Genomic DNA, 13,948 nt, shown 5'->3' on the forward strand with positions numbered 1-13,948 from the left:
TATTGCATTCTGGCTAATTTGTGTTCATACTTTTTATAACTTTTTGCTCCATCAAATATTTCTGTTGTTGATAATGTGGCTAAATGATTTATTCCTAAGTCTACTCCGACAAACTCTTGTTTTTTAAGGGTTTGACTTGTTTCTACTTCTATTTTCCAGGAGATAAACCATCGGTCAGCTTGTTTGCTAATTGTGACTGATTTGGGTTTATATCCAAAAGGTAAAATCTCATAAGTTTTTAACCATCCAATTATCGGAACTTTTGCTTTTTTATGGTCAATATGAATTGCACCATCTAAAGTAAAAGAATCATGTCTACCTTTTTTCTTAAAGTTAGGAAACCCTTTAACTTTCTTGAAAAAAGATTTAAAGGCATCTGACAAATATCTTAATGCGTACTGAGGAGCGCATTTTGATACGTCATAATACCAAGGATGGGTAAATTTAACTGCTGCTACTAACCATTTATGTAAATCTATGGCTGTGGGAAATTTAATTTTGTCTTCAGGATTAAGTTTGTTATGTATGAGAACCTGTTGACATAATGCTAACAAGCGTGTCTGGCTACTCCTGCGTGTTGTACCAGTAGTAGACGTTGTTGCTTGTTTACCTTGAGTTCGGTCTTGAATCCTAGTAGCATGATTGTATTTTACAGCCAAATCCCAATACAGTCACAATAACTGATGACTTTGGCTGGGAGCATAAGTGCGTAATTGGTACTAATTGTTAGCTTTTGGGCTACTGTTAATTAACCCTTCCCCAAGGAGTATCTATCGGTGCAGCCAGATTTAGTAGGCTTAGAAATTAGCAAAGGTGAATTAAAACGCTTAACTGGCTTTGACACAGAAGACGTATTTCGTCCTTCAATTATGGCAGACAAGCAAAAGCGCATCGGCTTTTTTATTAATGAAGCCTTAACCGCTTTAGCACTGACACCGATTATTGTTGGCTTTATTTATGCTTTTATAATTTTGCCCACATTGGGATCTTCCAATATATTGGGCGTTATTTTATTGATTATTGTACCTATGGCCGTAGTTTTGGGGCGTTGGCGTAGCCCGTCGTAGACATCGCTCTGGAGAAAATTCACCTGTCCCCACGCACTCACCATACTCCTAGACGAAGTTGATAAATATCATGCGGTAGTCCAAGCTATAGATATTAACGATCCACTCGCGACCTCTGGCAACTCCCAAAGTAACATTAAAGACAGGAAGCAAATCCTAGCCGCACTGCAACTGATTAGAGAAGATTTAGTTCGCGCCTTAAAAAGTGAGCCTATTTTGCGCGATAATAAAAAACTGCTTGCTAACATCCAAGAGTTACTTGTAAATAACTTAGCCAATTTGCAAAGCTTACAAGTTAGTTCTCAAGCTGGGGAATATGCTCAACTTCTAAATCAATCATTGCAGATTGCTTTAGATGTGCAAGCAGAACTCAGAAAATTGCCGAAAGTCTAATTTAAATTTCCTAAAAAATAAATGAATAACCAACCCAAAATAATTGTTTTAGATGATGATCCGACCGGTTCTCAAACCGTTCACAGTTGCTTATTATTAATGCGCTGGGATGTGGAAACATTACGGTTAGGCTTAAAAGATGATGCCCCAATTTTCTTTATTTTAACTAATACTCGTTCTCTCACCCCAGAAGATGCGGCAAATGTAACTAGAGAAGTTTGTCATAATTTAAAAATCGCCTTAGCAGCAGAACAAATAGACGATTTTCTTGTAGTTAGTCGTTCTGACTCTACCTTACGCGGTCATTATCCCATAGAAACCGATGTCATCGCCGAAGAACTCGGACCTTTTGATGCTCATTTTCTCGTACCCGCATTTTTTGAAGGTGGGAGAATTACCCGCGACAGCATCCATTATCTAATTATTGATGGTGTTCCTACTCCCGTACACGAAACAGAATTTGCTCGTGATTCCGTCTTTAGTTACAATTACAGCTATCTGCCCAAGTACGTAGAAGAAAAAACCAAAGGACGCATCAAGGAAGATACTGTCACCAGATTTTTACTTGCAGATATCCGTGCTGGAAGTTTAGAACCCTTACTGCAACTTCATGATAATCAGTGTGGGGTAGTTGATGGAGAAACCCAAGCGGATCTCAACACCTTTGCTGTAGATATATTAACAGCCGCAAGTCAAGGAAAACGCTTTTTATTCCGTTCCGCTGCTAGTATATTAACAGCTTTAGCGGCTTTACCCCCCCAACCCATCGCTGCTGAAAATATGGCAGAATATGTGCGTGGTGGTAAACCGGGTGCAGTGATTGTTGGTTCCCACGTGAAAAAGACAACTCAACAGTTAGAATCACTGTTAACAGTTGAGGGAACGGTAGGGATAGAAGTTAACGTGGGTAGATTACTTGATGATGGAGTGAATGAATCTGCTAAACTGCTAACCGAGATTCTCCAAAGAGTCGAGGAAGTACATAACGCAGGTAAAACACCAGTTGTTTACACCAGCCGACAGGAATTGACTTTTAAAGATGTTAAAACCAGGTTAGACTTTGGGGCAACAGTTTCGGCTTTGCTGATGGATATTGTGAAGGGTTTACCAGCTGATATAGGATTTTTAATCAGCAAGGGGGGTATTACTTCTAACGATGTCTTGAGTACCGGACTGTCTTTGACTTCAGCCGGGTTACTAGGTCAAATTTTAGCCGGTTGTTCAATGGTAATTACACCATCTGATCATCCTCAGTTTCCTAACCTGCCAGTGGTATTGTTTCCCGGTAATGTCGGTGATGCTGATGCCTTGGCTACAAGTTATCAAAGATTGACTACAAAATAAATTTGTCAGTCACAGAAGACAAGAGGCAAGAGTTATTAATTTTGACTTTTGACTTGATTTTTCCCAATTCCCAATTCCCAAGCAAGAATGAATTCTGATTCTACTCAATCACAAAAAGATTTGGAAATGGAGCCAAATTCTGCACTTCCTGATGCAGAATCTAGCTCTAAGCCAGCAGATGAGATAGAGAAAAAAATTGCCAATCCTGTTGATAAAGAGGTAGATCCTATTGTTGATGATGCAGATAGTAATTCTATTATCCCTAATGGGGAGTTAAATTCTGTTCTTGTCTATTTACAAGCTAATTCATCTGGGAATGTAGACTCTAATTCTGAAGCTAAGTCTGAAGTTAAGAATATAGAAGAATCTAATTCTGACTTGATGGATTTGAACAGCGATGAGTTAGGATTACCAGAACAAAATATCAACAGTAATATTCAGGTTCAGTTAAAAACAGAGGAGGGAAGACTGTTATTAATTTTGCCAACTGAATCTCAAGTACCTGCTTCCGACTTCAGTTGGTCCGAGATTTGGCAACAAATGAGGCAGCGTCTCAATGGAAGCGATCGCTTGCGGACACCTAATACTATAGTACATCTAGTAGCAAAAGACCGCTTATTAGACAGTAGACAACTACAAGACCTGGCAGAAACATTAAGTCAAATCAAACTTCAGTTAAAATCGGTGGCCACGAGTCGCAGACAAACAGCGATCGCCGCTTGTACATTGGGTTATTCTGTCGAACAAGTACAGCTACAAACATCCTTGACTGCCGATCTCCAAGCTACTCCCGAACCTCTAGCAGATGCCCTCTATCTAGAGATGACAGTCCGATCTGGTGGAGAAATTCGTCATCCCGGCACGGTGATTATTTTCGGAGATATCAATCCTGGTGGTATTGTAGTTGCAGATGGAGATATTCTAGTTTGGGGTCGTCTGCGGGGGGTGGCTCATGCTGGTGCTGGGGGAAATCGTGAATGTCTAATTATGGCTTTGCAAATGGAACCAACCCAACTGCGAATAGCTGATGCAGTTGCTAGAGCGCCTGAGAAATCATTGACACAATTCTTTCCTGAAGTGGCGCATATAACACCCCAAGGAATCCGCATCGCCAAAGCTACTGATTTTTCTCGCACTCAGTTAAGTAAGATTAATCAGAGTCTCTAATATAATATTCCACCAACCCTAATCGAGTGCATTCCTGTTATGAGTCGTATTATTGTAATTACCTCCGGTAAAGGAGGAGTGGGTAAAACCACGGTTTCCGCAAATTTGGGTATGGCTTTGGCCAAAATAGGCCGACAAGTGGCCTTAGTTGATGCGGATTTTGGTCTGAGAAATTTAGATTTGCTACTAGGACTAGAAAACCGCATCGTTTATACAGCGGTAGAAGTTTTAGCTAGAGAGTGTCGTTTAGACCAAGCTTTGGTTAAAGATAAGCGGCAACCTAATCTGGTACTGCTACCAGCTGCCCAAAATCGCACCAAAGATGCCGTCACTCCCGACCAAATGAAATTGCTAGTAAATGCACTAGCGCAAAAATACCAGTATGTGGTGATTGATAGCCCCGCAGGTATTGAAATGGGGTTTAAAAATGCGATCGCCCCAGCTAAAGAATCCCTCATTGTCACCACCCCAGAAATTTCCGCAGTTCGTGACGCTGACCGGGTAGTAGGGTTGCTGGAAGCACAAGGTGTCAAAAAGATTCATTTAATAATTAACCGGATTAGACCTGCAATGGTGCGGGCAAATGATATGATGTCTGTGCAGGATGTTCAGGAACTTCTCGCCATCCCCTTAATTGGGGTAATCCCTGACGACGAGCGTGTTATTGTTTCTACCAACCGTGGGGAACCTTTAGTATTATCAGAAACTCCTTCTTTAGCGTCCATAGCCTTTGAGAACATTGCTCGTAGATTAGAAGGGGAAACTGTCGAATTTCTTGAGCTTGACTCACCCAACGACAACATCTTTTCCCGCTTGCGGAAGTTGTTGTGGACAAAGATTGTTTAACTCATTTTCCAGTCTCCGCCTTACACCTAGTTGCAATGATCCTTGAACTTTTAGAAAAACTTTTTGTTCGCACACCAGACACCAGTCGTACCCAAGTTAAACGTCGTCTGCAAGTAGTAATAGCCCACGACCGCGCTGACTTAGACCCCCAAACCTTGGAAAAAATGCGCCAGGAAATCCTAGCAATTGTTTGTCGCTATGTAGAAATTGAGACAGACGGCTTGGAATTTTCCCTAGAAAGCAACCAACGCACAACAGCTTTGATTGCTAATTTACCTATCCGCCGGGTAAAGGAAGCTACATCTGATTTGGAAGACAGTAGTGATACATCTATTGAGGTTTGATCTCTAGGGTGGGTTAGGTGCATTGTTTAATTATGTTACTAAACAAAAGAATTACTTTTGCGCTTTAACCCACTTATCAGGATTTACAGAATTTATGTTGGAGTTGGGTATTTCTGATAGTCGGTTTTTCAGCTTTTTTTGCTTCAAGACTTGACAAGATGCGTAAACTTATTTACTCTTATGTTATGAGTGGAAATCTGTGCGCGCATATATAGTAGGATTTTGAATTATCAACATCATTATTTTCATCCACATCCAAAAAATCTTCAAATCCTGTACATTGAAAGTTGTATTTGTCTGAATCAGGATATCCAGGATTTAAGGATTTATGGCTTTAGCTTGCGTGACGACGTAGGAGTCATACGCCACGCTGCGCGAACAGGATGGTAATTTTTAGATGGTTTGTTGGTGATGAAATTTGCATTTGTCTGATAGCGTAGCGTGGCGCAAGCCATATCAGGATATCCATGATTAGGGGAGAAATGAGCAACGGATACTGTTGGCGAATGTAATACATATTTGTATTTTTAAGTATTACGTAAGCTCAAACTTTTAATCTGTGGTTGCGGCTTTTAGTTGTAACACATTTGTTGGTGAGTTTGTAACACTTTCGCCAACAGTATCTACGCTATATTTACCCCTTATTGCGAAATAATGAGCGCACTGTAGCGACCAATACCTACATTACCTCGATAAGGCATATAGTCAGGGTCTCCTGCATCAGTGGGATAAGCTTCGGTGTGATAGCCTGAATGATTCTCAAAATCAGGACTGTAGCCTTTCCAGTCACTGTTAAAGCGCACCCACCATATTCCTCCTTGGGGAAACCCAATGCTGTAGCTATCGTAAGCTTGATTGCTCATATTAACGACAACTATGACATCATCTCCAGAACCACCATTTTCCCAGCGGTGAAAAGCAATAACTTTGTCTTTGTCGTTGACATGATGGACGTGTACGTTCTGTCCTCGCAAGCCTCGGGTATTGTTATCCCAATTGCGTCGGAGATGAATTAAGTCTTTATATAGGTTATATATCCCTGGATATTTAGAGAGATTATCCCAATCAAGTGGAACATTATCTTTCCAAGCACCTTGTTCCAGGAATTCTTGTCCTTGGAAAATCATCGGAATACCAGGTGAAGTCAAAGCAAACACAGATGCTAAAGTAGAGCGTTTTTTTGCATAGAAGCTATCTGGTTGATTCTCATCTATTCTATTGGGAAGACGCTTTTTGCGATTAATATCAGCGACTTCATCATGGTTTTCGCTATAGATTACCCGCTTGAAGGCATCCGTATCAAAGCGGTGTAAAATTGCATTCTGCACGTCAATTATATTACGGGAATTGTCAAGTGGACTAACTAAGGCATTGTAAATAGGCCAGTAGAATGAACTGCCCCACTGAGAGTTAAAACCCGCGCCTCCTGCGCCTGTATCTTTAGTAATCCATTCGTTGTTTTGTAAATCTTCGGCAATGCAGATTTTCCAGGGCTGTTTGTTATTTTTATCGTTGTTTATCCACTGCATTAAACCCCATCCTTCAGGAATATCATTCCTGGGGTCGTTATTATTTCCTTTGGCATTTCTGATATTTACAGTGGAATCAAATCGCCAGCCATCAAGTTGATATTCCTCTAGCCACATTAAGGCATTATCTCGAATAAAGTGGCGTACCTCCTCTCTACCAAAATCAGGGCGGGGACCAAAAGGAGTATCAGCACGCCAATCGTTGTATAAGTAGATACCGCCATATTCTCCTTGATACCAGCCATCAAAGCGCCAAAGACTCGGAAATACCTGCTCATAAAGACCGGAATCAAAATGGTTATAGACCACATCTAAGATGATAGCAATGCCTTTATCATGAGCAGCCATCACAAATTTTTTAAAGTCTTCTGGTGAACCGTAGCTACTTTCAATATCAAAAGGTAGATTGGGGTTGTATCCTAAAGATGTTTTAGTTGGGAAGTCAACAATTGGCAGAAGTTCAATGGCATTGATTCCCAGGTCTTTGAGGTAATCCAATTTGGCAATTATGCTAGTGAAAGTTCCTAGCTGCTCTTCATCAGAATTAACAGAACTTGCCTGAATAAGATTGTAGAAAATTCCTGGTAATTTCTTACCTTTACGAGCATTGAAAGAACTGACGTGTAGTTCGTAGATAACTAATTCATTCCAGGCTGGCATGGTGAAATGATGATTGCCCCAATCAAAAGGAGCTTTGATTTCAACTTTGCCTATATCATTCGGATTAGTAGTGTTATCACGAGGATCTATTACGTGCTTGCCATAGGGATCTGCACGTCTGAGGATTTGGTTCTTAAAGTGCAGTACATAGCGATAGTAATCATCTGGTTTAGCTCCTGAAACATCTACTGACCAATATCCATTGCTTTCAGATGCTAAGGGAGTTTCTGTTGGAGACCAATTATTAAAGTCTCCTTCTACGTAAACCTGTGATGCAAATTTTGCCCAAACTCTGAAGGTAGTCCCACCATCGTAAACAATTGCTCCCATTCCATTACGAGTAGACGGGTGGAAGGAAGATGAAGTGATAACATCTGGTTGAGTGATTGCTGTGACCATTATTATTAACTCCTTAAAAACGACTACTTAATTGATCATTAAGAGGTTTATCTAATTTTATGTGAAGTTCTCTAACAAAAAGTTATTGAAAAAACGCCAAAGCAAATCTGATCGTTATTATCTGATAATTTCATTTTTTAAAGATTTAACTTAGCTTTTGACATAATTCCCCAATGTTATTTATATTTTTGATGTTTAAAAAGAGGATAATCGCAGAATCAACCAGCATAATAACACCCATATTTTTATTCCTCGTACAAGTTGCTTTTTTCACAAATTTATTAAGAATCTATTGGTTTTTGTGTGAAACCACATACTCCCCCAGTGGTAAACCAGTATTCCCAACTTCCACCCGAAGCAATTGACCAGTTATTGAGGTCAAAGTGTCCACTACCTTCTGGAGTTCCTGAAATTTTATAGACTTTAACAGCTTGTCCATTATTATTCCAAATTAAAGGCAAACCTGGTTTTATTTGTTCTGGTGCAGCATCATTAGTTTGCAGAAAATAGGCATATTGACCTTCTTTTGTACCATTCCCAAACACCTGAGCGATTCCTTTATCATCAATGGCAACAAATGCACCTTCTTCTAAACCAATTCCCAAAGCCGGAAGTTGATTGCCTTTTTCATGAACAACTCTAGATAGAAATCCAAAAAGTCTCCCATATCTGGGTTCAGGATGCTCTTTATCAATCCGGTTTAAGTGGGTGTCTGTAATTACATTTTTGAAAATGGGAACTTTAATGAAGTCACTGTAATAAATATCTTTTGTATTGTGATGGAAGGGATTATTTAAAATTTCTGAACTCAGCACACCTTGATGAGCAGGTGCATAATAATAGTCGCCTAGAATAGCCATGCCAGCACTAGTGCCAGCAATCGGCACTTTTTTTTGATTAATTAAGTAATTAATTGCTTCTTCTATACCAGAACCTTCCCAAAAATCTTCATAATCATTCTGATCTCCACCGGCTATAAATAACGCATCGGCATCGCGGATGTATTGCATAACTTGTGGATGATTAGCTGCTTCACGGCTGTTGATAGCAAGTTCAGCCGATGAACTGATAAAATTTCTATAATGATTACAAATCCAAGTAGCTTGTCTGCCAATTCTGGGTGAGCGCAGAACAAGATAATCTCCCCTATCTAATCGTTTGAGAAACCATCGTGTAGCTGAATCTTCTCCAGATGTTTCCCCTTCTGCACCGCCAATTAGCAGAATACAAGAAGTTGGTTTTGGCAATTTGCTATTAACGGTTCCACATTCGCAAATATAGTCAATTTCATCAATATTATCGGGAAATACAGAAACTGTAAATTGTTTGCTCATAAAGATTCTACTTATTCCTATGTATTGTTAATTTTTCGTCTTTTTTTTAGCACACAATACTATATATGTGATTAGTAATGCAAGATGTGACACGAAACTACTTGTTGGGTTGCTAATCAAGCAATATCTACTTCTTTATTCGAGACATTTAAGCTTTTGAGTTTAAAGCTTAAACAACCAATAATAAGTATTATTATTCAGGAATTCATAGACCTTAAGATATAACTTGCAACTACTAAGCAAGTTATATATATACCAATACCTTGTCCATTTTCTGTAGGTTGGGTTAAGCGACAGCGCAACCCAAGGCATTTGTTGGGTTTCATGCTTCAAACCAACCTACAAATCAGGGATTTTTCCAACTTGGACAAGGTATTGATATACATGACTTATTTTTTTTTAATTAGAAGTAAATAGCCATTAAAAGTTGAAAAAACTTGCTCCAGAAACCTTTTGTTAATTTTCATCGAAATTTAGGAAGAATCTCACTTGTAACAGATGATGGAAGTCAAATCTGACAGAATGTGGTGTCTTAAAAAGCAATATGCTGGCTTTAGTAATAAATACTCCTACTGGCAGAAGTTAGTAACAATTATTTAAGCGTACAACTGAGTGATGATTACCAGCAACGCTGCTAATAAATTGTGGGGAGTCGCTCTTATATTGCACGAAATTGTAGTTGGGGTAAGCTTTTGTTCAATTGTTTGAGCTTTTCACTCTTTTTGCAAAAAATGGCAGGTTTCGATTTATGTTTTCAAAAGATAACTGTTACTTGGTTGCCGCTTCACCAGAACTCCGAGCCAGATTTCTCCACACTAAAGAATTATTGCAGGCAGGAGACGAATTGCCTGACGTAGCAACAATTGATGTTCTTGATTTGCGAACTTTCAGCTTAATTAGCAGTAGACGCAAACGCATCCATACGACAACTGGAGAACTGGCTCCAGTTGTTGGTACAAGAAGAGCTTTAGTACTTTTGGTAGATTTCTCAGATAATAAGGCTACTCAAAACCAACAACACTATGCAGATATGCTGTTTTCTAGTAGCAACGATGGTACAGTGAGCTTGAAAGATTTTTACTGGGAAGCTTCTTACCACAAACTGACAGTAACTGGTGAGGTCAGTGGTCAGGGAGGAGCTACAAATGGTTGGTATCGCGCTCCAAGACCATACTCCTATTACACCAACAATGATTTTGGCACGGGTTTTTATCCACAAAATTCTCAAAAGCTAGTGGAAGATTTAGTGGATTTAGCAGACCCATTTGTGAATTTCGCCAACTACGACAATGATGGCGATGGAATTGTCGATGCTCTATTCATTGTTCATGCGGGTTCTGGAGCAGAAGTTACTGGTGACAAAAATAATATCTGGTCGCATAAGTGGGAAATTTCACCAAAGACTGTGGATGGCGTAAAGGTTCAAAGCTACAGCATTGAACCTGAAGACGGAAAAATTGGTGTATTTTGTCATGAATTAGGACACGTATTTGGATTACCAGATTTGTATGACACTGACTACAGTTCATCTGGTACTGGTGATTGGGATTTGATGGCTGCTGGAAGTTGGAATAATGGTGGACAAACACCAGCCCACCCAACTGCTTATTGTAAAGTTAAACTCGGATGGGTAAAACCCGTAACAATCTTCAATAGCCAACAAAATGTCACTATTAAACCCTATGCTACTAATGATGGACAAATCTACAAACTGCCAATCAAAGACATTAACAGTAAGGAATATTTCCTACTTTCAAATCGTCAGAAAAAAGGATTTGATGGCTACTTGCTAGGTGAAGGTCTAATCATTGAGCATATAGATGAAAACAAAACTGGTAATACCAACGATACTCACTACCTAGTTGATATTGAACAGTGTGATGGTAAACTAGACCTGAATAAGGGTGCTAACCGTGGAGATGCTAACGATCCATTCCCTTGTGGTATGAACAGTTCTTTTACGGCAAACACTACACCCAGCAGTAAAGCATACGATGGTTCTGATTCAGAGATTGCGATCGCTGAGATCAAACGCAAAGGAGATAACATTACTGTAGATATTAAGTCTGGGGTACTACAAGCTCCCAAGATCCCTGTGGCTCGATAAGCAAGGTCGTAACAAGAGTATAAATTCTATATCCTGAACTGAGAACATCACACCCATGAGGTTGCTGAATCACTCATTTAGCAACCTTACAGCGATTTTCGGGTAAATGACTACCATTTTTTTGTCTCACGCAGAGGTGCAGAGGGTAATCAAGAGTGTGGTCTAAATATATGAAAACCGCTATAAATTGGTTGGGTAAATGAGTAAGATTCTAAAGTGGTTATTATTTGCTCTGGCATTTACCATTGGATTATCGGGATTTGCAATAAATGCCACTTCACTTAACTCTGTCAGACATGATGTTGCAGTTGAGATTTTAGGGGGAAAGCATTTTATGGCATCAAAGTTACAGGGAATAATGGCAGCACCTAACGAAAGTGAAATAGAAGCAAAGGTGTTGCATATTGAACAATCTAACCAATTTCCAGATAAATGGTATTTAGAGTTAGAAATCCTAGAAATTAAAAATATAACAGGAGGGAATTTTGCTCAGATAGGAGATAAGGTCAAAGCATTTACTATTCAATCCAGCCTGAATTTTGCGAAAAATAATATAATTACTGCTCAAGCCGAGTTTTTAGGTGATGCACACGGTGGTTTCTTTCGGCTGAACAATATTCAGGTATTCAAACCATAATTTTGCTTTTTTGAAAGTTAAATTACCCAATCCTAATCTGATAGTTCGGTCTACTGATAACTACTTGCTTGACGGTTGAACATGAGATGATATTGTCCGCCTCTTGCTATTAATTCTTCATGACTTCCTGTTTCTATAATCTTGCCATTTTCTAAAACAATAATCCGGTCTGCCAGTTTGGATAAAGCTAAACGATGACTAATGACAACGGCCATTTTATTAGCAGCAATGGTACGTAAAAGCTGGTAAATTTCATGCTCGGTTTTTGGATCAAGTGCGCTTGTTGGTTCGTCCAAAATCAATAGTTCTGCTGAGGATAATCGCATCAGCGCACGAGCGATGCCTGCGGCGGGCTACGCCTACGCAATTCTTTGCCACTGTCCTTGCGATAAGTCCACCCCACCGGCTAATTGCTTACCTAATAGTGTCTCTAAGCCTTGCGGTAGATTGTCCACTGCTTTGGCAATTCCTGCTACCCTTAGAGCCTCTTGGATGGCGTTCACATCCTGTAGTGCAGATAAGTATAAGTATCCAAAACCCACATTTTCAGACACTGTAGCCGGAAACCGAGCGTAATCTTGCATCACCACAGCCAGGCGTGAGTATAGCTGTGCCAAGTCAATTTCACGTAAATCCTGTCCGTTCCACAAAATCTCGCCACTACTTGGATCGTACAGGCGACAGAGTAACTTAGCCAGAGTTGTTTTCCCTGCACCATTTTCCCCAACTAAAGCAATCATTTGCTGCGGCTGAATTGTGAGGTTGATGTTGTCCAGAATCTTGCTGTCGCTACCAGGATAAGCAAAAGATAAGTTCTTGATTTGGATTCCCTGTTGCTTGGCGATCTCCTTTGGAGTCAACGACAAGTTAGCAGCAGTATCCTCTCTTGAAGCTAACGATAACCGCAATTTCGGCTTCAATTCTAATAATTGGAAAATCGGACGGATACCCAAAACCACATCATACAAGTTAGACCCATTATTAATCAGTAAAAACAAACTCTGGCGCACTTGGAGGATTAAACCTGCATAAAGTGCTAAATTTCCTAAAGTATAAATTCCGCGTAAAGCTCCGATAACAACATAAATGTAGGGTAAAGCGGCTCCTAATCCATTCACCATTGACCAAGAAATTACCAGCACTGTCCCTTTTTTGCGGATTTGCTGCATCGATCTAAACATGATCTGGAAAAGACTTTGCCACCGATTTAGCAATAAAGGTTGTAGCTGAAATAAGCGTAATTCCTTGGCATAAGCTTCACCCACTAAGACATCCCGATACAAGTTCATTTGGCGGACAAGACTCGCCTGAGTTTCTTCGACTTCCCAGCTTTTTTTGCGGTAAGTCAATTCCACATAAATCGCTGGTGTAGCAGAGGTAAATAAAATTAACGGTATCCACCAAGCAATTGAGCCAGAGAGCAAAATAGCAGGAATTAAAAGAAAAAAACCATGGAAAGTTGTAATTACAAGCAAGGATAGTTCCTTGAGCCGTTCTATTCCTGTTTCTGCCAGTTGCACCAAGTTCAATAATTCGGGTGTTTCAAATAACGCGATATCCGTAAAATTAGCAATTTTATTCAGCACAATACTTTGAGCGAAACCCTGAACGCGATCGCGCAGGGAAGAAAAAACAAAGTTGGTAATCCCGTTTATTGATTCGGTTAATAAATTAAGTAATATTAATCCGCCAATGCTGCCAAGTAATAGTGGTTCTTGTAGGATAAGAGCGAGTGAGCTTACTGTTGTAAATTTCCCTAATGAATGGGAGATTTGGTCAATAATAATTTTATTGAGAAACAGTGAAATTGCTGGGCTAGAACCACTAATTAGAGTTAAAAATATCAGAGTGCGTAACTCAGTAGATGCTGACTGAATTACTAACAGCAGGCTACGCCGAAAAGTTTGAAACAGGCTGGGTTGGCTCGGTTGCACTCAAGGTTAAATAATGTCTTTTATTTTGTTATTCTAATTGACAATAAATATTCTTGAATTTATCGTTCATTTTATTTCAAATGATCCACAATAGAGTTGTAGAGAGTTTCTACTTTGTTACTATGTTTAAGCAAAATTTAGAGTCTTCAACAGAGCCGCTAAGACAGCTAACCAAGACCGATAAACG

General features: G+C 39.6%; 11 protein-coding genes and 1 pseudogene. 7 read left to right on the plus strand and 5 right to left on the minus strand.

Going from position 1 to position 13,948, the window contains the following annotated elements; genetic code table 11:
* A partial coding sequence (locus H6G06_RS27655; RefSeq protein WP_422387065.1) for an RNA-guided endonuclease InsQ/TnpB family protein occupies positions 1-659 on the minus strand: 659 nt, incomplete at its 3' end.
* A gap of 117 nt (positions 660-776) precedes the next feature.
* On the opposite strand from H6G06_RS27655, the pseudogene H6G06_RS24065 reads away from it, so the two are divergent.
* The 5 genes and pseudogenes from H6G06_RS24065 (at position 777) to minE (ending at position 5,161) form a co-directional block, all read left to right on the plus strand.
* Positions 777-1,460: pseudogene (locus H6G06_RS24065) on the plus strand (hypothetical protein).
* Positions 1,461-1,481: 21 nt separating this feature from the next.
* Positions 1,482-2,804: a four-carbon acid sugar kinase family protein gene (locus H6G06_RS24070; protein ID WP_190564587.1), complete on the plus strand. Its 1,323-nt coding sequence runs from the start codon at positions 1,482-1,484 to the stop codon at positions 2,802-2,804.
* Positions 2,805-2,891: 87 nt separating this feature from the next.
* On the plus strand, positions 2,892-3,971 hold the full coding sequence (minC, locus tag H6G06_RS24075; RefSeq protein WP_190564588.1) for a septum site-determining protein MinC: 1,080 nt from the start codon (positions 2,892-2,894) through the stop codon (positions 3,969-3,971).
* Positions 3,972-4,010: 39 nt separating this feature from the next.
* Entirely contained in the window at positions 4,011-4,817 is an 807-nt protein-coding gene (gene minD, locus H6G06_RS24080) for a septum site-determining protein MinD (protein ID WP_190564589.1), read from the plus strand.
* Positions 4,818-4,852: 35 nt separating this feature from the next.
* On the plus strand, positions 4,853-5,161 hold the full coding sequence (gene minE / locus H6G06_RS24085) for a cell division topological specificity factor MinE (protein WP_190564590.1): 309 nt from the start codon (positions 4,853-4,855) through the stop codon (positions 5,159-5,161).
* A gap of 641 nt (positions 5,162-5,802) precedes the next feature.
* Here minE and H6G06_RS24090 read toward each other — a convergent pair.
* Together H6G06_RS24090 and H6G06_RS24095 are read right to left on the minus strand one after the other, a co-directional pair.
* The gene (locus H6G06_RS24090) at positions 5,803-7,749 is read right to left on the minus strand and encodes an alpha-amylase family glycosyl hydrolase (protein WP_199306869.1); all 1,947 of its coding nucleotides are present in this window, start codon (positions 7,747-7,749) and stop codon (positions 5,803-5,805) included.
* A 281-nt stretch (positions 7,750-8,030) separates the two neighbouring features.
* Positions 8,031-9,083, minus strand: a complete 1,053-nt coding sequence (locus H6G06_RS24095) for a cyanophycinase (RefSeq protein ID WP_190564591.1) — start codon at positions 9,081-9,083, stop codon at positions 8,031-8,033.
* 748 nt (positions 9,084-9,831) lie between these two features.
* Here H6G06_RS24095 and H6G06_RS24100 point away from each other — a divergent pair.
* The gene (locus H6G06_RS24100; protein ID WP_190564592.1) at positions 9,832-11,190 is read left to right on the plus strand and encodes a M6 family metalloprotease domain-containing protein; all 1,359 of its coding nucleotides are present in this window, start codon (positions 9,832-9,834) and stop codon (positions 11,188-11,190) included.
* 199 nt (positions 11,191-11,389) lie between these two features.
* Positions 11,390-11,827 carry a hypothetical protein gene (locus tag H6G06_RS24105; protein ID WP_190564593.1) on the plus strand — a complete coding sequence of 146 codons (438 nt, stop codon included), beginning with the start codon at positions 11,390-11,392 and terminating at the stop codon, positions 11,825-11,827.
* 50 nt (positions 11,828-11,877) lie between these two features.
* On the opposite strand, the gene H6G06_RS27665 is transcribed toward H6G06_RS24105, so the two are convergent.
* The gene (locus tag H6G06_RS27665) at positions 11,878-12,153 is read right to left on the minus strand and encodes a hypothetical protein (RefSeq protein ID WP_242039841.1); all 276 of its coding nucleotides are present in this window, start codon (positions 12,151-12,153) and stop codon (positions 11,878-11,880) included.
* Positions 12,154-12,186: 33 nt separating this feature from the next.
* Entirely contained in the window at positions 12,187-13,761 is a 1,575-nt protein-coding gene (locus H6G06_RS28080) for an ATP-binding cassette domain-containing protein (RefSeq protein WP_338422984.1), read from the minus strand.
* Positions 13,762-13,948: the final 187 nt, after the last annotated feature.

Source organism: Anabaena sphaerica FACHB-251, from assembly GCF_014696825.1.
Taxonomy (GTDB): domain Bacteria; phylum Cyanobacteriota; class Cyanobacteriia; order Cyanobacteriales; family Nostocaceae; genus RDYJ01.